Source organism: Corynebacterium lemuris, from assembly GCF_024919295.1.
Lineage (GTDB): Bacteria > Actinomycetota > Actinomycetes > Mycobacteriales > Mycobacteriaceae > Corynebacterium > Corynebacterium lemuris.
The window spans coordinates 1-20,412 of the sequence record NZ_JANWTC010000018.1; the positions used below are offsets into that span (position 1 = coordinate 1).

Here is a 20,412-nt window from a genome sequence, read left to right on the forward strand (position 1 = left end):
ATCCTTTCTCATCGGAAAGTGTTGCAACGACCCTTAGGACTCAAGCAGGTCGCAGGCGATAACATCCAGGGGAGAGGGTGAAGGTCCGCCCTGCCGCCGGGTGCCTGCCGGGTGCCTCAAGAAAAGAGAAGCTCCCATGCACCGCTTCCTGAACTACCTGCGGGATTTCCACCCGGCGGGCCTGGCCGTGGCCCTGCTCTTCTACACCTGGTCGCTGACACCTTCCCTGCTTCCGCGGGTGTGGTACATGCAGGCTCTGGCCACCGCCGTGAGCATCGCCATCGGTTATGGCCTCGGGGTGGCCGGTGCATGGATCGTGCGCTGGGCGGGGGCGAGCTGGCAACCTTCGCGGAAACAACAGCGGATCGGCTGGTGGGTGCTGGCCGCCGTGACGGCCGTGGTCATTCCTCTCTTCGCGGTGCTGGGTGCCCACTGGCAGCACATCAGCCGGGAACTGGTCGGCGTGGAGAGCGACTCCCGCATGATCTACACCGTCGTGCTGCTCCTGGCCGTCCTGGTGGCGCTCCTGCTCATCCAGGCCGGCCGGGGCCTCGCCGCGTTGAGCAACCACCTGACCCGGGCGGGACGCCGCTACGTCCCGCAGCCGGTTGCCCGTCTCGGCGGGTTGGCGCTGGTCGTGGTCGTGGGCTGGCTGCTCATCGACGGCGTCGGTGTCCGCGCCATGCTCGCAGTCACCGAGCGGTCCGCCTCCGTCGTGGACCAGGAGACCCGCGAGGGGGTGGAACAGCCGTCGGAACCGGAACGTTCCGGCTCACCTGCCTCCCTCCAGGCCTGGGACAGCCTCGGCCGGGACGGGCGCACCTTCGTCGCCTCCGGGCCGCGGGCGGAGCAGATCACGGAGGTCACCGGACGTGCGGCCATCGAACCGGTCCGGGTTTTCGCCGGGGTCACCTCCGCCGACACCGTGTCTGAGATAGCCGACGGGGTGGTCGCCGAGCTGGAGCGCACCGGCGCCTTCGACCGCAGCGTCCTGTTCGTGACCACCACCACCGGGCGCGGCTGGATCAACTCCGCGGCAGCCGACTCGCTCGAGTACATCACCGCCGGAGATTCGGCGATCGCGGGCATGCAGTACAGCCACCTGCAGAGCCCGCTGGCCTTCATCGCCGACCGCCAGACCCCGCTGGAGGCGGGACGGGTCCTGCTGGAGAAGGTCTACGCGGTCTGGTCCGAGTTGCCCGAGGATGAGCGCCCGAAGCTGGTGGTGATGGGGGAGAGTCTCGGTTCCTACGGTGCACAGGGGGCCACGGCCTCGGAGCAGGACATGGTTTCGCGTCTGGACGGTGCCCTGCTCATCGGCACCCCGGAATTTGCCCAGCCGTGGAATCGCATCACCGCCGAGCGCGACCCCGGTTCCCTGCAGTGCCTGCCGGTGGTCGACGAGGGGAAACACACCCGCTTCGCCGCGGAGACCGAGGACCTCAAGCTGCCCGGCGAGTGGGAGCAACCGCGTATCGTCTACTGGCAGCACGGCAGTGACCCCATCACCTGGTGGTCCTTTGACCTGCTGTTGCGCGAGCCGGACTGGCTGGCGGAGCCGTTGGGCGAGGACATCAACCCGGCGATGCGCTGGCTGCCGTTCGTCACCTTCTGGCAGGTCACCGCCGACATGGCGTTCTCGGCCGGGGTGCCCGCCGGCCACGGCCACGCCTACGGTTCGGAGGCCGTGGGCATCCTGGTGGGCATCCTTGATCCTCCGGACTGGGACGAGGAGTCCACCCGGCGCGTCGAGGCGCTGCTGCGCGATCCCGCCACCACCCTGGAGCCGCTGGGTGAGTTCCGGTAGGCCTCCGGCGGTTAGGGTGTGGGGTGTGAAAACCCGCCACGCCCTCATCCCCGTCCTGGCCTCCCTCACCCTGGTGGCCTGCGGCGGTGGGGGCACCCAGCCGCAGTCCCTGCCGACACCCGAACCCGGGCCCCAGCCCACCTACACCTATGTTGCCCTCGGTGATTCCTATGCCGCGATGGGCAGCACCACGGCAGGCACCACGGGCCCCGCGTACTGCCTGCGCTCGGCCGACAATTATCCCGGGCAGGTGCTTTCCGATGCCCGCGTCACCGGCCGGGACGCCACCTGCCAGGGGGCGGTGACGGCTGATCTGCTCCAACCCCGCCAGGCGGGGGAGGAGACCATCCCGGCCCAGGTTGAGGCGTTGGGTGCGGACACCGACCTGGTGACCCTGTCCATCGGCGGCAACGACATCGGTTTCGGGGACGTGGCCGGCTGCTTCCTCGCAGCCATGCAGGCCGGGCGCCCCTCCGACTGCGCCCCCACCTGGCAGCAGTCCGTCGACGACCGTCTGACCCAGCTGCCGGAACGACTCGACGAGGTCTACCAGGCCATCGACGAGCGTTCCGACGGCGCGCGGGTGATCACCACCGGCTACCTGCCGTTGCTCGGTCCCGAGGATGACTGCGCCGAGGCCGACGTGCTCAGCCAGCCCGACCGGGCGTGGGTGGTCACGCTGACCGACCAGATCAACCGGGTCGTCGCCGACGCCGCGCAGCGCCACGGTGCCGAGATGGTCCTGCCCGAGCGGGCGGGCAACCACACCGGTTGCGCGGAACCGGAGCACCGCTGGGTGGATTTTTTCGGCTCGGAGACCGGCGCCTATCCCATGCACCCCACACCCACCGGCCAGGAGGTGATGGCGCAGGCGGTGCTGGAGCAGCTCTGACCCGGACTTTGTCACAATCCAGGCCGCTCATTCGTCTCCCTGGTGAGAAGGATCCACACCCCAATCCAAGGAGCCCATCATGAGCGAGCTGAACCTGATGAAGACCCACAAACGCTTCTATGCCGCGGCCGTGGCCATGGAGATGACACTCAGCCTGCCGAAGCAGGAGAAGATCATGGTCAAGCTGCGCGCCTCCTTCGTAAACGGCTGCGGCTACTGCATTCGCATGCACTCCCGCGAGGCCCTGAAACTCGGGCTCGGCCAGGACTGGGTCGACGCCCTTGAGGCCTGGCCCGCCACGCACGAGCTTTTCGACGCCCGCGAGAACCTCATCCTCTCCTTCACCACCGCCGGCACCCGCCTTCCCGACCGCAGCTTCGACGCGGACCTGCTCGATGAGGTCATCGCTGAGCTGGGGGAGAAGACCACCGGTGACCTCATCGCCACGATCGCGACCATCAACATGTGGAACCGCATCGGGGTACTGTCACGTAAATGAGTGACCGGGACACCCTGTGGCTTGGTGAGCGTCCCCGCCTGCTCGCCATCGCCTACAACATCCTCGGCTCCTGGGCCGACGCCGAGGACGCCGTCTCCGAGGCCTGGCTGCGGCTGCAGTCCGCGCCCGAGCTTATCGACGCCCGCGCCTGGCTCACCGTCATCACCTCCCGCATCGCGCTTGACACCGCCACCTCCGCGGCGCGTGCCCGCACCGACTACATCGGCCCCTGGCTGCCCGAGATCGTGGTGCTCGACGAACCCGGCCCCGAGGACCGTGCGGTCCTGCAGGAATCCGTAGACCTGGCCCTGGTGCGGATGTTCCAGGAACTTGAACCCACCGACCGGGTCATCCTCGTGCTCGCCGATGTCTTCGACGTACCCTTCCGCGACATCGCCGGGGCCCTCGGCTCCACCCCGGCCGCCACCCGGCAGAAATCCTCCCGGGCCCGGAAGAGCCTCGCCCGGGCCGAAGCTGCCGGAGGCTCCGTCGTCCCCGCAGCGGACCTCGCCGGGCTGGCCCAGGCCCTGCAGACCGGGGACCTGGCGCAGCTCACCCACCTGCTCTCCGAGGGCTGCGTCCTGTGGACCGACAGCGGCGGTCTCACCCGTGCCGCACGCCGGCCCATCTACGGTGCCGACAAGGTCGCCCGTTTCCTGGCCGGCGTCATCGGCACTTTCGGCATGCCCACACTCACCGTCGAACCGGCCGTCGGCGGGGCGGTCATCCGCGCCGAGTCCGAGGACCAGGTGCGCATGGTCGTCATCGAGGTCGCCGAGGGGCGCATCACCGGGGTACAGATCCAGCAGAACCCGGCGAAGGTATGTCGCCGATGACGTAGTCGAGGCCGAGGATCTCATCGAGAATCCGCTCATCCTCGAGCGTGATGCGCTCGGTTGCCCGCAGATCAAGGAGATCCCGGACCGTCCTCGGAAGAAGCTGATCAACCAGTTCCTTCCGGCGGGCCCGCAATTCGGCGGTGCTCTGGGGTCGGAACATCTCTGTCATTTTGTTCTCCTTCATCTGTTCAGGAATCTTTCCCGCGTCCATTCCCGCAGCTCGGGGATCATCGGTGAGTCATCGGCGATGACGCTCAGGTGGTCCTGGTCCCCGAAGACCCGGTAGTCGATCTCCTGCCCGGCCGCCCGGCGGCGCTCCACGTAATCCTCTTGGGCCGCCGGGGTGACCAGCGTGTCATCGGCACCCTGGGCGATGAGAACGGGGGCGTCGATAAGCAGGGTTGGCACGTTCTCCGCAGCACGCTCACCCAGCGGGCCTTCCAACGGATCGGGTGCCCAGATCGGTTCCCGACCGACCAGGGCGGTGGCCACCGAGACGATCGTCGCGGGATCACTCAGGCAACGCCGGCTCATCGCCTCGGCCATCAGGCGCGCGCCGGGCCGGACGTAGTCGCGGGCGTGGATCTCCGGGTACTCCGCAGCGTAGGCGGCCAGGGCGAAGGAACCGAAGAGGGAGCCGATGGCGGAGTCATTGAGGGAATCGAAAAGCGCCGGCAGGTTCGCCGCCGGGGACATCGCCGCCACACCGGCGACCGCCAGCTCGGGGGCATAGGAACCGGCCAGGCCACCGGCCCACAGCGCGGCGTGCCCGCCCTGGGAATGACCCCAGATCACGGAGGTGGGGGAGAGGTCGGTCTCGTGGAGCTGCCGGGCAGCGCGGATCGAGTCGAGCACGCTGCGCCCCTCCGCCTGGCCGATGAGATAGGGGTGTGCGCCCTCGGTGCCCAGCCCCACCGCGGCCTTGAGCGTGCTGCGGCGGGGGTCGCGCTCCTGCTCGGGGAGGTTCCGGGCGCGGCGGATCGCCGCGGTGATCCGGCTGAGGCCGAAGTTGGCCAGCAGCACACCGAAGATGACGGCCACGACGATGACGGTGACATCCGGCCAGGACAGGGCCAGAATGCCGAGGATGAGGGAGGTGGCGGCGGACATGAGTTCGGCCCAGTCACGCTTCCGCAGTGCGCGGGTGCCGTCGGTGAGCGCCTCGATGATCAACACCGCGCCGAGCAGCAGTGCCAGCACCGCGAGGCTCAGCCCCGGGACAACGAGGCCTGCCAGGCCCAGGGCCAGCCACAGCAAGCCGGTCCAGCGCCGCTGCAGCAGCAGGGACACGCCGTGGATGAGCAGGGACACGGCCAGCACCATGAGGAGCGCGGCCAGGGAGAGATAGGGACGCAGGATAAGGATGACGCCGAGAACCAGACTGAGGACGCCCAGGAGGGCACCCGGCCACCAGGGGAGGCGCTGCTGAAGAGCCGTCACATCCATGAGATTACAGCGGCGGGCCGGCAGGTCCTTCCCGCGGTAAGAGAACAGGTAGACTGGTCAGCTGTTGGCGGGGGCTGCATCGGAGTCACCCCGAGCTGAGAGCTGAAGGAGGAGCCGATGCCTGGCAACACCGGAACCCCGAACCCGGAGGCCCAGCTGCACCTCAACGGACCCGAATACGGGGTGGGTTTCCCCGCGGCGGAGACCACCTTCTCCAATCGCAGGCCGGGAAAATACGGCACCGACTACAAATACGACACGCAGGCGTCGATGGACTTCCTCGCCGCCCGGGGCTGGCGGACCGTCAAGCTGCCGATCCGGTGGGAGCGCATCCAGCCGGAGCTGTACCAGGCTCTCGACGCCGTGGAGCTGGGGCGTCTCACGGCCTTCCTCGGGCGCTGCCGGAAGGCCGGCCTCCGGGTCAACCTGGACATCCACAACTACGGGTCGTACTACCGCGACGTGGACGGGGTCGGGGTCCGTACAGCCCTCGGGGAGCGGGAACTGCGGGTGCCGGCTTTCGTGGATCTGTGGCGCCGGCTGGCCGCAGTATTCCGGGACGACCCCACGGTGGTGATCTACAACCTGTGCGCCGAACCCCAGGGCGACTACGGCGGGCTGCGCGGGCAGACCTGGCGGGCCGCCTCCCAGGCCGCGGTCGAGGCCATCCGCGAGGTCGACCCCGCCACCGAGATCCACGTCGCCGGTTACGGCTGGTCCGGGTTGCGGAACTGGTCCTGGTTCAACCCCGAGCCGTGGATCACCGACCCCGGCCGGAATTTCCGTTACGTCGGCCACCACTACTGGGACGCCACAGGCGGGGGTACCTACGGGGAACGCACTTACGTCCAGGGGCTGCCGCCGACCGGGACGGACGCCATCCCCGAGGCCGGCATCCCCCTGGCGTGGCACACCCGGATACTCAAGGAGCTCGACGACTTCGTTGCCTGGCTGGACAAGGCGGGTGCCCCCGGCATCATCGGTGAACTGGGCTGGCCCCACGACAGCCCCGACTGGAACGTCTTCGGTGACTGGTACCTGCGCAAGGCCGCGCTGCGGGGCCTGCCGGTGGTCCACTGGTGCGCCGGCGAGTGGGCGGATGCGGACCGCCTCAGCCTCTATGGGGGCAACCCTCTCTCGGAGGTGCGGGCCTCGGGCATCATCGCCGAGGCCCGCCGCGGCTGAACCCCGCACCGGCTGAACCCCGCACCGGCTGACGCCGTGCCACCCGGGGCGGGGGACGCGGCGTCGATAAGCAGGTGGTTTAGCAGTCGTAGTAGAGCTCGAACTCCAGCGGCGTCGGGCGCAGGCGGGCCGGGGAGATCTCGTTGTCGTACTTGAGCTTGATGTACGCGTCGATGAGGTCCTCGGTGAAGACGTCACCGTCGGTGAGGAAGTCATTGTCCTCCTGCAGCGCGGCCAGCGATGCCTCCAGGGATGTCGGGGCCTGCGGGATGGCGGCGGCCTCCTCCGGCGGGAGCTCGTAGAGGTCCTTGTCCACCGGGGCCATCGGCTCGATGCGGTTCTTGATGCCGTCGAGGCCGGCGAGCATCATCGCGGCGAAACCGAAGTAGGGGTTGCCGGACGGGTCGGGGGCGCGGAACTCGATGCGCTTGGCCTTCGGGTTGGAACCGGTGATCGGGATACGGATCGCGGCGGAGCGGTTGCGCTGGGAGTACACCAGGTTGATGGGGGCCTCGAAGCCCGGCACCAGGCGGTGGTAGGAGTTCAGCGTCGGGTTGGTGAAGGCGAGCACCGCGCCGGCGTGGTGGAGGATGCCACCGATGTAGTAGCGGGCCATGTCGGACAGGCCGGCGTAACCGGACTCGTCGTGGAACAGCGGCTTGCCGTCCTTCCACAGCGACTGGTGGGCGTGCATGCCCGAGCCGTTGTCGCCGGCCAGCGGCTTGGGCATGAAGGTGGCGGTCTTGCCGTTGGCGAAGGCCGTGTTCTTCACGATGTACTTGAAGGACTGCAGGTCATCCGCCGCGTGCAGCAGGGTGTTGAAGCGGTAGTTGATCTCCTGCTGGCCACCGGTGCCCACCTCGTGGTGGAAACGCTCGATGTCGTAGCCGGCGGCAGCCAGGTGGCGGACCATCTCGTCGCGGATGTCCACGGTCTGGTCATAGGGCGGCACCGGGAAGTAACCGCCCTTGACGCGGTTGGTGTAGCCGAGGTTGGGGCGGCCGTCGAGGCGCTGGTCGGCGCCGCGGTTCCACCAGCCCTCATCGGAGTCGACCTCGTAGAAACCGGAGTTGGTGTCCGTGGCGAAACGGACGGAGTCGAAGAGGTAGAACTCGGCCTCCGCGCCGAAGAAGCAGGCGTCGGCGATGCCGGTGGAGGCGAGGTATTCCTCGGCCTTGCGTGCCACGTTGCGCGGGTCGCGGGAGAAAGGCTCGCGGGTGAAGGGGTCATGGACGAAGAACTTGATGTTCAGGGTCTTGGCCTCACGGAAGGGATCGATCTTCGCGGTGGCCAGGTCCGGCAGCAGGTTCATGTCGGATTCGTCGATGGTGGTGAACCCGCGGATGGAGGAGCCGTCGAAGGCGAGGCCCTCCTCGGCGGCCTCCTCATCGAACATCGCGGCCGGGATGGTGAAGTGGTGTTCGGTGCCGGGGACATCCGTGAAACGGACGTCGACGAACTCGACCTTTTCGTCCTGGATGAACTTGACGACATCTTCGATGGTGTTGAAGGCCACGATGACTCCTAGGTGGGGTTGACGCTCAGTCGGGCGGTATCTCCGGACGAGTCTACAGGTGTGTCCACGACTCCCCGGGTACCTGCGGACCATTCTAAACCTTTACCTGTCGATCTATCAAAAGGTGAAACATGGATCACTGTTTCTCCCCTCGCACCACCCCGGCTAGTCTCTAGTGTATGGCGAACCCCAAGCGCACCTGGCTCGACGGCCCCCAGATCCCCGGCGAACACGACGACCCCTTCGCTCCCGGCAAATGGCCCGGCGAGAAACTCGGTCTCCCAGAGGCCGGGGCGGGCTCCCTGGCCTCCGTCGCCCGCCGCGCCGGGGGAGTGACCATCGACTGGATCATGTGCTGGATCCTGGCCATGACCTTCGTCCGCTTCACCGACATCCTCGGTTCTACCCCAACTGTCACCCTCATCTTCTGGATGCTCCTGGGTATCATCGGCGGCTGGCTCTTCGCCGGCACCCCGGGCCACAAGCTGCTGGGCATGGGCGTCGCGCGCACCGACGTCGGCGGCGCCCGCGTGGGTCTCTGGCGCGCTGTCGCGCGCACCCTGCTGACCTCCTTCATCCTGCCGGCCGCGATGGTCGACTCTGACGGCCGCGGCCTGCACGACCGGGCCACCGGAACCGCCGTCATCCGCAGCTAATCCGCAGCTAGGGGAGGGGGACCTGCGCCCAGGGCCTTGACGTCGGATACTTCTGATCAACTCTTTCCTGAAATCTTGTTTCCTGGACCCGAGTTGATCAGATAAAGCAGACGGGGCAGCGTCCTGACAGGGGAGGGTGGCAAAAATTCAGATCCCGGGCTCCGTCATCGCGACGGTGACCCGGGATCTGCAGCTCCAGCCGAACCTACATTGTGTGTACTTTCACGTGCGCCACTTGCGTGGCATCAGATCGGGTACTCTGTAGTTTTCTTTTATCCGGTGAAGCGTTACCTGAAGTGTAACCCAGCTCACTTTCGTTGGCAATAGTCTGCGCCGAAGATTCTTCGGCGGCAGGTTCAGAACAGCAGAAAGAGCAGCACCTGGGCCAGGAGGATCTTCGCCACCATCGACACCGGATACACCGATGTGTAGCCCTGCGACGGCAGATCATTGCGGGTCACGTCATTGACGTAGGACAGCACCGCCGGATGCGTCTGCATGCCCGCCAGGATGCCGGCCGTCTCACCGAAGGACATGCGCATCACCTTGTGGCCGACCACGAGCACCAGCACGGAGATGAGCAGGGTGAGCAGCGCGCCGAGGCCGATGATCGTCAGCGAGGTCGGATCCGAGAGCGCGGAACGGAAACCCGCCCCGGCGGTCGTGCCGATCGCAGCGAGGAACAACGTGATGCCCAGCTGGCGCAGCGCCAGGTTCGCCCCGTAGGGCACCTGCCACACGATCCGCCCCGTGCGTCCCAGGGCACCGAGTACCAGCGCCACCACCAGTGGCCCGCCGGCACTGCCGAGTTTCAGTTCCGCCCCGCCCGGCAGCGGGATGGCGATCATGCCGAGCGCCACACCGATCATCAGCCCGGCCACCAGGGGAAGGAGGTTGACGTGGGACAGGCGCCGGTAGGAGTCGCCGAACAGGCGGGTGACCTTGTCCATGCGGTTGTGTGCGGCGACCACGCGGACCCGGTCGCCCAGCTGCAGGATGGTCTCGGGGCCGGCCACCATGTCGTGGTCGCCGCGGCGTACCCGCGTGATCAGCAGTCCCGCCAGTTGGGGGCGCAGCTGGGCCAGGGGGATGCCCACCAGGTCCTCGTTGGAGACGAAGATCCGCCGGTAGTCCAGGTCGTGGCCGTGGAAGGGTTCCCCCGGCAGGGCCGTGCCCAGCAGCCCCGTGGCCCGGTCGAGTACCTCCTCCGTGCCCACCACGAAGAGCACGTCCCCCTGCCGTGCCCGGGCACCGTTGCCCGGTAGACGTTCCGTGCCGTCGCGCTCCAGTCGGGAGACGATCACCTCCAGGCCGAGTTCCTCCGGCAGCTCCGCGATGGTGCCCAGATCTTCGCGGTCGACGCGGATGCGGCGGGTGTGGAGCTCGTGCACGGCCACGCCCTGTTCGACGGCCTCGCGCTGGTGGTCGACGCGGAAGGCCTTCGCCGCGACGGCGATGGTGAGGATCACGATGATCACGCCCAGGGGGTAGGCCAGCGAATAGGCCACCAGCGGCAGGGATTCCGCCGCGCGCAGCTCCCCGGCGTCGGTGATCAGGGAGGGCAGCGTATCGACGACCGCGGCCATCGCCGGCGTGTTCGTCAGCGCCCCCGTGAACATGCCGGCACCCGTGACCGCGTCAATGTCGAAGAGCCGCACCAGACCGTAGGCAGCGGCCGTGACCGTCAGGAAGATACCCACGGCCAGGGCGTTGTTGCGCAGTCCCTTGGAACGCAGATCGGCAAAGAAGCCGTGACCGGATTCCAGGCCGATGGTGTAGACGAACAGCGACAGACCCACCACGTAGATCAGCGGGGGGATCTGTATCTCCGGCTCCACTGCCGCCATCCCCAGTCCGACGAAGAGGACGGCGGCCACCCCGAGACGGAAACCCAGGATGCGGATCCGACCGATGAGCAGTCCCACCGTCATGATCACCAGCAGGGCGAGAAGGGGGTTCTCCACGAAAATGTTCACCACGTCATCGTGCCAGAACCGGGGTCGGCACGTGCGGTGGAAATAAAACATCCCGCCCACTCCCCGGAAGGGATGGGCGGGATGTCAGTGGCGTGCCGGCAGCAGCAGAGGCTACTTCGAGCGGCGCTCGCTGGCGCGGCGCATCCGCCGGTTCATGCCGGAGAGGTTGGCGTTGCGCGGCATCGGGCCCTTCGGCAGACCGGCACCCGGGGCGGCGGAACCGATGGTGTCCATTGCCTCGATCCTGGCGTTGACCGAGTAGACCTCATTCTTCTTGTAGTTGCGCGGCAGCTTGAGCAGTTCCCGCTGGAGGTTCTTCAGCGGCACCTGGCCCTCGCCGTCACCGACGTACATCTCGTAGACCGGGACATCGCCGGCGAGGCGGTCCAGGCGGCGCTTCTGCTGGTTGACCAGATCCTTGGCGGCGGCCGGGCTGCCCTCTGCGACGAGGACGACACCCGGGTTGCCCACCACGCGGTGGACGATGGCGCTGAGGCTGCGGTTCATCGCGACACCCTGCTTGGAGTGCCACACGATGCCGACGGTGTTGCGCAGGTTATCCAGGGCCCAGCCGGCGGCACCCGGCTGGTCGCCGACCCGCTCGTACATGGAACCCTCGAGACGGCGGGAGAAGATGAACATCGCCAGCACGAAACCAAGGCCGATGCCCGGGATGAGCATGAACCACTGCCCACCCCAGGCCAGGCCGATGAGGAAGAATGCCGCGGCCACGCCGACGATCGCCAGGACCATCAGCGGGATGAGCTTCTTGTCCTGCTTGCGCTGCATGTTGAAGGCCTGCCACAGCTGACTCCACGTCTGCTTGCGCTTCGCCCGCTTGGCTGCCTTCGCCTCGGCCTTCGCGGCCTTGGTGGCCGCCTTCTGCTTGTCGTCTGCCATGGTCTCTACTCTAGGCGAGGTGCCAGGTTGGTCCTAACGTGAGGTGACCGGTGTGTCCTGCGAGGGGCCGTACTTGGCCAGCAGGGTGGTGGCCTCCTGATCGGTGCTGCCCTGGGAGGTCTCGGCCAGGTGCTTGAGGTTGTCCGGTACCTCCAGACCACGGGCGGCCATGGCCTCGGAGTAGAGGCGCCCCGCACGGTAGGAGGAACGCACCAGCGGGCCGGACATGACGGCACCGAAACCGAGCTCCTCGGCGAAGTTCTTGTGCTCGACGAACTCCTCCGGCTTCACCCAACGGTCGATCGGGTGGAACATCGGGCCGGGGCGCAGGTACTGGGTGATGGTGATGATGTCGCAACCCGCGGAATGCAGGTCGGTCAGCGACTCGCGGATCTCCTCCGGGGTCTCACCCATGCCCAGGATGAGGTTCGACTTGGTGATCAGGCCGAAGTCACGGGCCTGGCGGATCACGTCGAGGGAACGTTCGTAGCGGAAGGCCGGGCGGATGCGCTTGAAGATGCGCGGCACCGTCTCCACGTTGTGGGCGAAGACCTCCGGACGGGACTCGAAGACCTCCTGGAGCAGCTCCGGGCGGCCGGAGAAGTCCGGGACGAGGTTCTCCACGCCGGTGTTCGGGTTGAGAGCGTGGATCTGACGGACGACCTCGGCATAGAGCCAGGCGCCCTCATCCTCGAGATCATCACGGGTCACACCGGTGATGGTGGAGTAGTTCAGTTCCATCTCGCGGACGGATTCGGCCACACGGCGCGGCTCATCGCGGTCCAGCGGGTCCGGCTTGGCCGAGTTGATCTGGCAGAAGTCACAGCGGCGGGAGCAGTTCGCACCGCCGATGAGGAACGTCGCCTCGCGGGATTCCCAGCACTCGTGGATGTTGGGGCAGCCGGCCTCCTGGCACACGGTGTGCAGGCCGGCGCCGGCCACCCGCTTCTTCATGTCCTCGTATTCGGGGCCGGTTTTCACCGCGTTGCGGATCCACCGCGGCTTGGTCTCGATGGGGGTCTGCGCGTTGCGTTTCTCCACCCGCAGCAGCTTGCGTCCTTCAGGTGCGATAGTCACACCATCACCCTACTCTCTTTATTAATAGGCGTAAATGACCAGGTCAGCCCTGGGGGGCAGGGACCTGGGGGATTTTCGTCGGATCAGGTGCTTCCGCGAAAGTGTGGTCGGCGACCTTGAGCCGCCCGGCGAGGGCGGCGTCGAGGGCGTCGAGAAGCGGCGCCGTCATCTCCGCCACCGTGACCTCACGGCCCAGCTCCAGACTGAGGGTGGTCACGTCGGCATCGTCGATGCCGCAGGCCACAATGTGCTCGTAGAACTCCAGTGTGTTGGAGCAGTTGAGCGCCAGGCCGTGCATCGTCACCCCGCGGGTGATACGGATACCCAGCGCAGCGATCTTCCGGTCGCGGCGGGTATCGGAGGCGGGAACCCAGACACCAGAACGGCCGTCAATGCGCCCTGCCTTATCGGCACCCACCCCACGCACCGCCGCAATCAACGCCTCTTCGAGGCGGCGGACATAGTCGACCACATCCACCGGGTCGGCGAGTTTGATGATGGGGTAGGCCACCAGCTGACCCTCCCCGTGCCAGGTGATGCGACCACCACGGTCCACATCCACCACCGGCTGGCCGTTGGCGGGACGGTCGGAGGGCTGGGTGCGCTTCCCCGCGGTGTACACACTGGGGTGCTCCAGGATGAGGACCTGGTCGCCGATCTCACCGGCGGCCCGCTGCTTCGCGAGCTCCGCCTGCAGCTCCCAGGACTCCCGGTAATCCACCAGCCCGAGGCGGCGGATCTGAAGGGGCGCGCCATCCGCCCGGATCGAACGGTCGGCGGGGAAGAAGGGTTCACGTGGTGCAGACATATTGGGGTACAGGCTACCCCGAACCCCGCATATGTTGTCTAGACACCGTTCGCGGCGGCGTACTCCGCCGCCGTCATCAGCTCACCGACCTCCGCCACATCCACGCTGAAGAGCCAACCCGCACCGAAAGGATCGGAGTTGATCACCGCGTAGTCGTCGTGCACCGCCTCATTGACCGCTGAGACCGTGCCCGTGACCGGGGAGTAGAGATCGGAGACGGACTTGGTGGACTCCACCTCACCGCAGGGTTCCCCGGCCGTGACCGTGTCGCCGACAGCCGGCAATTCGGCGTAGACGACCTCACCCAGACGCTCGGTGGCCACGGAGGTGATGCCCACCTTCACGGTCGCGCCGACGGCGGCCTCCGGGGTGGAGTCGATCCACTCATGATCCTCGGAATAGGAGTAGTTCTCAGGCAGCATGGACATGATGGTCAGGGCCTTTCCGGTAGCGGGGTGGACACGGGCTTGATTCTAGGAGAGTGGCCGGTGCGGCGCGGGGGTTTCGGGCGGGGCGGGTGGCCGGTCCCGCGCAGAGATATTCAGGCACCCCAGGTGGCGGCCCACACCTCCTACTTCCCGGCCCGCCGGTAGAACGGCGTGGCCACGATCTCGACGGGGTGGCGCTTACCGCGGATATCCACCTCCAGTTGCGCACCCTCCTCCGCAACGTCGGGACGCAGCCGGGCCAGGGCCACCGGGTAACCCAGGGTGGGGGAGGGCTGACCGGAGGTGACGTGCCCGACCAGTTCATCGCCCAGCCACACCTCGGAACCTGCCCGCGCCGCCCGCCGCCCCAGGCCCTTGAGTCCCACGATCCGGGAGGTGGGCTCCCGGTCCATCAGTACGGAACGGCCCACGAAATCGGCCTCCTTCTTCCCGAAGGCCACGGCCATGCCCGCCTCCACGGGGGTGATGTCCAGGCCCAGCTCGTTGCCGTAGAGGGACAGGCCGGCCTCCAGACGCAGCGAGTCCCGGGCGGCCAGCCCGGCGGGCACCAGGCCTGCGCCGGTACCGCACTCCAGCAGCGCATCCCAGGTGGCCCTGCCCTGGACCGGGTCGGTGTAGAGCTCGAAGCCGTCCTCCCCGGTGTAACCGGTACGTGCACACAGCATCTTCCTGCCGTAGACCTCCACGACGGCGCAGGTGTAGTACTTCAGCTCCTCGACGAGGTGTTTGTGCTGTTCGGAAACGATCCGCAACAGGATCTCCTGCGCCCGCGGCCCCTGCAGGGCCAGCAGCACGGTGTGGTCGGATTCGTTCTTCAGTTCCACCGACCAGCCCTTGGACCGTGCCCGCATCGCGGCCCACACCACGTCGGTGTTGCCGGCGTTGGGCACGGCGAGGAACTCGGTCTCGCCGAGGCGGTAGATGAGCAGGTCGTCGAGGATGCCGCCCTCGTCGTCGACGAGCATGGTGTATTTCGCCTTGTGCACCGGCATGGTCGACAGCGTGGAGATGAACGCGTGATCCAGGTACTCGCCGGCCTGCTCACCGGTGATGCGGATCTCGCCCATGTGGGAGAGGTCGAACAGTCCGGCGGCGGTACGCACAGCGCGGTGTTCGTCGAGTTCACTGCCGTATTTCAGGGGCATGTTCCACGGTCCGAAGGGGGTGAAGGTGGCGCCCAGTTTCTCGTGGCGGTCGTGCAGGGGGCTGTTGTGCAGCTCGGACATGGCTCAGCTCTCCTCGGGGGTGGCGGTGAAGTCGAAGGCCTCGGGCGGTGGGCAGGAGCAGACGAGGTTGCGGTCACCGTAGGCCTCGTCGAGGCGGCGCACCGGCGGGAAGTACTTCGTCCGGCGCAACCCCGGCACGGGCCAGGCGGCCTGCTGGCGGGTGAAGGCGTGGTCCCAGTCGTCCCGGGAGACGCTCCAGGCGGTGTAGGGGGCGTGGCGCAGCACGGAGTCCTCGTAGGTGACATGGCCGTCGAGGATCTCCTGGATCTCCGCCCGGATGGTGCGCATCGCCTCGATGAAGCGGTCGAGTTCGGCCAGGTCCTCCGATTCGGTCGGCTCGACCATGAGAGTGCCGGCGACGGGGAAGGACAGGGTGGGGGCGTGGAAGCCGAAGTCGATGAGGCGTTTGGCCACATCGGCGGCCGTCACCCCGGATTCCTGCGTCAGCCCCCGCAGGTCGAGGATGCATTCGTGCGCGACCAGACCGTTGCGCCCGGTGTAGAGCACGGGGAAGGAGTCCTGCAGCTCACGTGCGATGTAGTTGGCCGACAGGATCGCGCTTGCCGACGCCCGCGCCAGCCCCTCCGAGCCCATCATCGCGATGTAGGCCCACGAGATGGGCAGCACCCCGGCCGAGCCGTATTTCGTCGAGGAGATCGGCACACCCGCCCGACCTTCGACCGCACGGGTGGCGTCCGCCCGCGCCGGGTCAGCCGGCAGGAAGGGCACGAGGTGCTCGGCGACCGCCACCGGCCCCACCCCGGGCCCGCCACCACCGTGGGGGATGGTGAAGGTCTTGTGCAGGTTGAGATGGGAGACGTCCCCGCCGAACCGGCCGGGCTGGGCCAGGCCGGTCATGGCGTTCATGTTGGCGCCGTCGATGTAGACCTGCCCGCCGACGGCGTGGACCTTATCGCAGACCTCCCGGACGGTCTCCTCGAAGACACCGTGGGTGGAGGGGTAGGTGATCATGATCGCGGCAACAGCCGGGCCGTGCTCAGCGAGTTTCGTATCCAGGTCGGCCAGGTCGATGGAGCCGTCCTCGGCGGTGGCGATGACCACCACGCGCAGATTCGCCAGCGTCGCGGAGGCCGCGTTGGTGCCGTGGGCCGAGGCCGGTACGAGGCAGATGTCCCGGTCGGTGTCCCCGTTGGCCAGGTGGTAGCGCCGGATGGCCAGCAGGCCGGCGAGCTCACCCTGGGAGCCGGCGTTGGGCTGCACGGAGACCGCGGCGTAGCCGGTCAGCTCGGCGAGCCAGCCCTCCAGTTCCCCGATGAGCGCAAGCCAGCCGCGGGCCTGCCGGTCGGGGGCGTAGGGGTGGATGTCGGCGAACTCCGGCCAGGTGATCGTCTCCATCCCGGCGGTGGGGTTGAGCTTCATCGTGCACGAACCCAGCGGGATCATCGTGCGGTCCAGCGCGAGATCCCTGTCCGCCAGGGTGCGCAGGTAGCGCATCATCTGGGTCTCGGAGTGGATGGTCCGGAAGATCGGGTGCGTCAGCGTCGGCGTGCGGCGTGCCACCGCCGCCGGGATGCACGGCTCACCCATGCGCACCTCTCCGGCGCCGAAGGCGGCGGCCAGCCGGGCCACATCCTCCTCCGTGGCAGATTCACCGAAGGAGACCCCCACAATGTCCATGTTGATGGGGCGCACCAGGTAGCCCTCCTCCGCGAGTCGGTCCACCACCTCCTGTGCCCGGCCCGGCACGCGGACGGCGACGGTGTCGAAGAAGGCGTCGTGAAGCAGCTCGGGGCCGGTCTCCCGCACAGTGGCGGCGAAGGAGGCCGCCCGGTCATGGACCCGCTCCGCGATCGCCCGCAGCCCCTCCGGGCCGTGGTGGACGGCGTACATCGCCGCTGTGACCGCCAGCAGCGCCTGCGCGGTGCAGATGTTGGAGGTCGCGCGTTCCCGGCGGATGTGCTGCTCACGGGTCTGCAACGCCAGGCGGTAGGCCGGCGCCCCCTCCGCGTCGATGGAGACCCCCACCAGCCGGCCCGGCAGCTGCCGCTTGAGCTCGTCGGTGACCGCCATGTACGCCGCATGCGGGCCACCGTAGAACAGCGGCACCCCGAAACGCTGGGAATTGCCCACCGCGATATCCGCACCCAGATCGCCGGGGGACTCCAACAGCAGCAGGGAGAGCGGGTCGGTGACCACCGTGGCCAGCCCGCCGCGGTCGTGGATCGCGCGGATCACCGACGAAGGATCACTGACCTCACCATCAGTCGCGGGATAGGCGATGACCACCCCGCACAGGTCCTCACCCACCAGCTCGGAGGCCAGGGAGGTGATCTCCACCTCCAGGTCGATGGCCCGGGCCCGCTCCGCCGCCACCCCGAGGACCTGCGGGTGCAGGCGGGCATCCAGCACCACCTTCCGGCCCTTCTTCCGGGCCCGCGACATCAGCCCCACCGCCTCCGCGACGGCCGAGGCCTCATCCAGCAGCGAGGCGTTCGCCACCGGCAGGCCCGTCAGCTCCGAGACCATCGTCTGGAAGGCCAGCAGCGCCTCCAGCCGCCCCTGGGAGATCTCCGGCTGGTACGGCGTGTAGGCGGTGTACCAGCCCGGATTCTCCACCACCCCGCGGCGGATCACCGGCGGGGTGACCGTGTCGGAGAAACCCTGCCCGTAGAAGGCCCGCAGCACCGTGTTCTGGGCGGCGTAGGCCCGCAGCCGCGCCTGGGTCTGCGTCTCCGACAGCGGCGGGCCGGTCTGCGGCCGGGCGGTGACGCGGATGTCGGTGGGGAGGGCGGCGTCGACAAGCTCGTCGAGCGAGGAGAAACCCACCCGGGCCAGCATGGTCTGCTCCTCGGCGGCGTCCGGACCGGTGTGCCGGGCCAGGTAGGAGGCAGGATCGGTGATCGGGGGCAGGTCCATGGCGGGTCGACTCCTCGGTGCGGGAACTGTGTCACCCATTGTATGACCCCCGCCACACCTGGGGTGGGAAAACGAAACCGCCGCCCGACCAGGAGAGGTCGGACGGCGGTGCCAGTTCACCGGGGGAGGGCTAGAGAGCCAGGTCGGAGTCGAAGTCCGCGGTCTCCAGGCGATCCTTGATGGTGGTGATGAAGCGGCCTGCGTCGGCACCGTCGACGACCTGGTGGTCGTAGGTGAACGGCAGGTAGCACATCTGGCGGATGGCGATCGAGTCCACACCGTCGTCGGTGACCACGACCGGGCGCTTCTCGATGGCCGCGGTGCCCAGGATGCCGGCCTGCGGCGGGGAGAGCACCGGGGTATCCAGCAGCGCACCCTCGGAACCGATGTTGGTCACCGTGAAGGTGCCACCGGACAGATCGTCCGGACGCAGCTTGCGGTTGCGGGCGCGGTCGGCCAGGTCGACGATGGCGGCGGCGATCTCCGGCAGGGTCTTCTCCTGCGCCTTCTTGATCACCGGTACCAGCAGACCCTGCGGGGTGTCCACGGCGATGCCGATGTTGACGTCCGCGTGGTAGGTCATCTCCTTGGTCTCCGCGTTGTAGGACGCGTTGACGTTCGGGTGGGAGACCAGGGCCTCCGCGGCAGCCTTGACGATGAACGCCAGGTAGGTCGGGTTCGCACCGTGCTTGGCGATGAAATCGTTCTTGACCTTCTTGCGCAGCTCCGCGACGCGGGTCATGTCCACTTCCTGGACATGGGTCAGCTGGGCGGAGGTCTGCAGCGAACGCAGCATGGTGGCGGCGGTGATCTCACGGATGCGGTTGACCTTTTCGGTCGTGCCGATCAGCTCAGCCTTCGCCGGGTCCACGGACTTGCTGGACCAGTTCGCGCGCTCACCCTTCGGGGCGGCGGCAGCCGGAGCGGCCTGTGCACCACCCTCGGCGGCAGCCAGGACGTCCTGCTTGCGGATGCGGCCGCCGACGCCGGTGCCCTGGACGTTGTTCAGATCAACGCCGTGCTTGTCAGCGAGCTTGCGGACCAGCGGGGTGACGTACGGGACGTTCTCGTTGTTGACCTTCGCGGCCGGCTTCTCGGCAGCCGGGGCCGGCTCGGCCTTCGGCTCAGACTTCGGGGCCTCAGCCTTGGGGGCCTCCTGCTTCGGCTCGGCCTTCGGGGCCGGCTTCTCGGCAGCCGGGGCAGCCTTCTTCGCGGCGGCGGAACCGACACGGGCGATCACGGCGCCGACGTCGACGGTGTCATCCTCGTCGGCGAGGATCTCGACCAGGGTGCCGGCGACGGGGGAGGGGATCTCGGTGTCGACCTTGTCGGTGGAGACCTCGAGCAGCGGCTCGTCAACCTCGACGGTGTCGCCGACGGACTTCAGCCACTGGGTGATGGTGCCCTCGGTGACGGACTCGCCCAGCTCCGGCATCTCGACATCAGTGGCGTCCTCGGAACCGGCGGACTCGGCGGCCGGCTCGGAAGCCGGTGCGGCCTCCTCGACGGTCTCGTTCTCGTCCTTGGACTCGGCCTCCTCGATGGCAGCCTCCGAGGGGACCTCCCCGGAGCCAGCGGCGTCAGCGTCACCGATACGGGCGATCACGGCACCGACGTCGACGGTGTCATCCTCGTCGGCGAGGATCTCGACCAGGGTGCCGGCGACGGGGGAGGGGATCTCGGTGTCGACCTTGTCGGTGGAGACCTCGAGCAGCGGCTCGTCAACCTCGACGGTGTCGCCGACGGACTTCAGCCACTGGGTGATGGTGCCCTCGGTGACGGATTCGCCCAGCTCCGGCATCTCAACATCGGTGGCGGCACCGGAAGCGGCCTTCGGGGCAGCCTTCGGCTCCTCCTTCGCCTCCTCGGCGGGGGCCTCCTCAGCAGCGGGAGCCTCCTCAGCGGCCGGGGCGTCACCCTCCTCACCGATGACGGCGATCACGCCACCGACGTCAACGGTGTCGTCCTCCTCAGCCTTGATCTCCAGCAGCACACCGGCCACCGGGGAGGGGATCTCGGTGTCGACCTTGTCGGTGGAGACCTCGAGCAGCGGCTCGTCGACCTCGACTCGGTCACCCACCTGCTTCAGCCACTGGGTAATGGTGCCTTCGGTGACGGATTCGCCCAGTTCGGGCATCTCTACGGAGAACGCCATGTTGTTCTGACTCCTCGAAAGTCGTAAGTATGTCGATAGCTAATGGCCCTAAGCGTACCGGGTTTACTCAGGTGGGTGTCACCGAGGTTCCCGTACGGAGTTTC

The 20,412-nt window shown here is 67.8% G+C and carries 17 protein-coding genes; 6 read left to right on the forward strand and 11 right to left on the reverse strand.

The window, feature by feature from the left end; translation table 11 throughout:
- Positions 1–136 precede the first annotated feature (136 nt).
- From NYP18_RS14065 to NYP18_RS14080, 4 genes are all read left to right on the forward strand, one after another.
- Positions 137–1,807 carry an alpha/beta hydrolase gene (locus NYP18_RS14065; RefSeq protein WP_259428826.1) on the forward strand — a complete coding sequence of 557 codons (1,671 nt, stop codon included), beginning with the start codon at positions 137–139 and terminating at the stop codon, positions 1,805–1,807.
- Between the two features lie 25 nt (positions 1,808–1,832).
- Positions 1,833–2,699: an SGNH/GDSL hydrolase family protein gene (locus tag NYP18_RS14070; protein WP_259428827.1), complete on the forward strand. Its 867-nt coding sequence runs from the start codon at positions 1,833–1,835 to the stop codon at positions 2,697–2,699.
- Positions 2,700–2,778: 79 nt separating this feature from the next.
- A complete protein-coding gene (locus NYP18_RS14075) occupies positions 2,779–3,198 on the forward strand; it encodes a carboxymuconolactone decarboxylase family protein (protein WP_259428828.1) in 420 nt (139 codons plus the stop codon).
- Positions 3,195–4,034 carry a sigma-70 family RNA polymerase sigma factor gene (locus NYP18_RS14080; RefSeq protein ID WP_259428829.1) on the forward strand — a complete coding sequence of 280 codons (840 nt, stop codon included), beginning with the start codon at positions 3,195–3,197 and terminating at the stop codon, positions 4,032–4,034. Before NYP18_RS14075 ends, NYP18_RS14080 begins: the two co-directional genes overlap by 4 nt.
- Here the strand turns inward: NYP18_RS14080 and NYP18_RS14085 are convergent.
- Both NYP18_RS14085 and NYP18_RS14090 read right to left on the reverse strand, forming a co-directional pair.
- Positions 3,985–4,206 (reverse strand): hypothetical protein, encoded by a 222-nt coding sequence (locus NYP18_RS14085; protein ID WP_259428830.1) that lies wholly within the window; start codon positions 4,204–4,206, stop codon positions 3,985–3,987. The genes NYP18_RS14080 and NYP18_RS14085 overlap by 50 nt on opposite strands.
- 11 nt (positions 4,207–4,217) lie before the next feature.
- Positions 4,218–5,477: a lipase family protein gene (locus tag NYP18_RS14090; RefSeq protein ID WP_259428831.1), complete on the reverse strand. Its 1,260-nt coding sequence runs from the start codon at positions 5,475–5,477 to the stop codon at positions 4,218–4,220.
- A 123-nt stretch (positions 5,478–5,600) separates the two neighbouring features.
- Here NYP18_RS14090 and NYP18_RS14095 point away from each other — a divergent pair, with 123 nt between their 5' ends.
- A complete protein-coding gene (locus NYP18_RS14095; RefSeq protein WP_259428832.1) occupies positions 5,601–6,668 on the forward strand; it encodes a glycoside hydrolase family 5 protein in 1,068 nt (355 codons plus the stop codon).
- Between the two features lie 79 nt (positions 6,669–6,747).
- Here NYP18_RS14095 and glnA read toward each other — a convergent pair whose 3' ends face one another.
- The gene (gene glnA, locus NYP18_RS14100; RefSeq protein WP_259428833.1) at positions 6,748–8,184 is read right to left on the reverse strand and encodes a type I glutamate--ammonia ligase; all 1,437 of its coding nucleotides are present in this window, start codon (positions 8,182–8,184) and stop codon (positions 6,748–6,750) included.
- Positions 8,185–8,363: 179 nt separating this feature from the next.
- Here glnA and NYP18_RS14105 point away from each other — a divergent pair, with 179 nt between their 5' ends.
- Positions 8,364–8,840: an RDD family protein gene (locus NYP18_RS14105; protein ID WP_259428834.1), complete on the forward strand. Its 477-nt coding sequence runs from the start codon at positions 8,364–8,366 to the stop codon at positions 8,838–8,840.
- A 356-nt stretch (positions 8,841–9,196) separates the two neighbouring features.
- Here NYP18_RS14105 and NYP18_RS14110 read toward each other — a convergent pair whose 3' ends face one another.
- From NYP18_RS14110 to sucB, 8 genes are all read right to left on the reverse strand, one after another.
- Positions 9,197–10,816: an aspartate:alanine exchanger family transporter gene (locus NYP18_RS14110; protein WP_259428835.1), complete on the reverse strand. Its 1,620-nt coding sequence runs from the start codon at positions 10,814–10,816 to the stop codon at positions 9,197–9,199.
- A gap of 111 nt (positions 10,817–10,927) precedes the next feature.
- The gene (locus NYP18_RS14115) at positions 10,928–11,716 is read right to left on the reverse strand and encodes a DUF4191 domain-containing protein (protein WP_259428836.1); all 789 of its coding nucleotides are present in this window, start codon (positions 11,714–11,716) and stop codon (positions 10,928–10,930) included.
- A 33-nt stretch (positions 11,717–11,749) separates the two neighbouring features.
- A complete protein-coding gene (lipA, locus tag NYP18_RS14120) occupies positions 11,750–12,793 on the reverse strand; it encodes a lipoyl synthase (protein ID WP_259428837.1) in 1,044 nt (347 codons plus the stop codon).
- Positions 12,794–12,836: 43 nt separating this feature from the next.
- Positions 12,837–13,601 (reverse strand): lipoyl(octanoyl) transferase LipB, encoded by a 765-nt coding sequence (gene lipB, locus NYP18_RS14125; RefSeq protein WP_259428838.1) that lies wholly within the window; start codon positions 13,599–13,601, stop codon positions 12,837–12,839.
- A gap of 38 nt (positions 13,602–13,639) precedes the next feature.
- Positions 13,640–14,029, reverse strand: coding sequence for a glycine cleavage system protein GcvH (gene gcvH / locus NYP18_RS14130; protein WP_259428839.1), 390 nt, complete (start codon positions 14,027–14,029; stop codon positions 13,640–13,642).
- 143 nt (positions 14,030–14,172) lie between these two features.
- Positions 14,173–15,276, reverse strand: a complete 1,104-nt coding sequence (gene gcvT / locus NYP18_RS14135; RefSeq protein WP_259428840.1) for a glycine cleavage system aminomethyltransferase GcvT — start codon at positions 15,274–15,276, stop codon at positions 14,173–14,175.
- A gap of 3 nt (positions 15,277–15,279) precedes the next feature.
- Entirely contained in the window at positions 15,280–18,153 is a 2,874-nt protein-coding gene (gene gcvP, locus NYP18_RS14140) for an aminomethyl-transferring glycine dehydrogenase (protein WP_259428842.1), read from the reverse strand.
- 130 nt (positions 18,154–18,283) lie between these two features.
- Positions 18,284–20,308: a 2-oxoglutarate dehydrogenase, E2 component, dihydrolipoamide succinyltransferase gene (gene sucB / locus NYP18_RS14145; protein WP_259428843.1), complete on the reverse strand. Its 2,025-nt coding sequence runs from the start codon at positions 20,306–20,308 to the stop codon at positions 18,284–18,286.
- Positions 20,309–20,412: the final 104 nt, after the last annotated feature.

Coding starts and splice junctions, on each gene's coding strand:
- NYP18_RS14115 (WP_259428836.1), bottom strand. CDS start 11,716: ATGGCAGACGACAAGCAGAAGGCGGCCACCAAGGCCGCGAAGGCCGAG.
- NYP18_RS14080 (WP_259428829.1), top strand. CDS start 3,195: ATGAGTGACCGGGACACCCTGTGGCTTGGTGAGCGTCCCCGCCTGCTC.
- NYP18_RS14075 (WP_259428828.1), top strand. CDS start 2,779: ATGAGCGAGCTGAACCTGATGAAGACCCACAAACGCTTCTATGCCGCG.
- sucB (WP_259428843.1), bottom strand. CDS start 20,308: ATGGCGTTCTCCGTAGAGATGCCCGAACTGGGCGAATCCGTCACCGAA.
- NYP18_RS14095 (WP_259428832.1), top strand. CDS start 5,601: ATGCCTGGCAACACCGGAACCCCGAACCCGGAGGCCCAGCTGCACCTC.
- lipB (WP_259428838.1), bottom strand. CDS start 13,601: ATGTCTGCACCACGTGAACCCTTCTTCCCCGCCGACCGTTCGATCCGG.
- NYP18_RS14105 (WP_259428834.1), top strand. CDS start 8,364: ATGGCGAACCCCAAGCGCACCTGGCTCGACGGCCCCCAGATCCCCGGC.
- gcvT (WP_259428840.1), bottom strand. CDS start 15,276: ATGTCCGAGCTGCACAACAGCCCCCTGCACGACCGCCACGAGAAACTG.
- gcvH (WP_259428839.1), bottom strand. CDS start 14,029: ATGTCCATGCTGCCTGAGAACTACTCCTATTCCGAGGATCATGAGTGG.
- gcvP (WP_259428842.1), bottom strand. CDS start 18,153: ATGGACCTGCCCCCGATCACCGATCCTGCCTCCTACCTGGCCCGGCAC.
- NYP18_RS14065 (WP_259428826.1), top strand. CDS start 137: ATGCACCGCTTCCTGAACTACCTGCGGGATTTCCACCCGGCGGGCCTG.
- NYP18_RS14085 (WP_259428830.1), bottom strand. CDS start 4,206: ATGACAGAGATGTTCCGACCCCAGAGCACCGCCGAATTGCGGGCCCGC.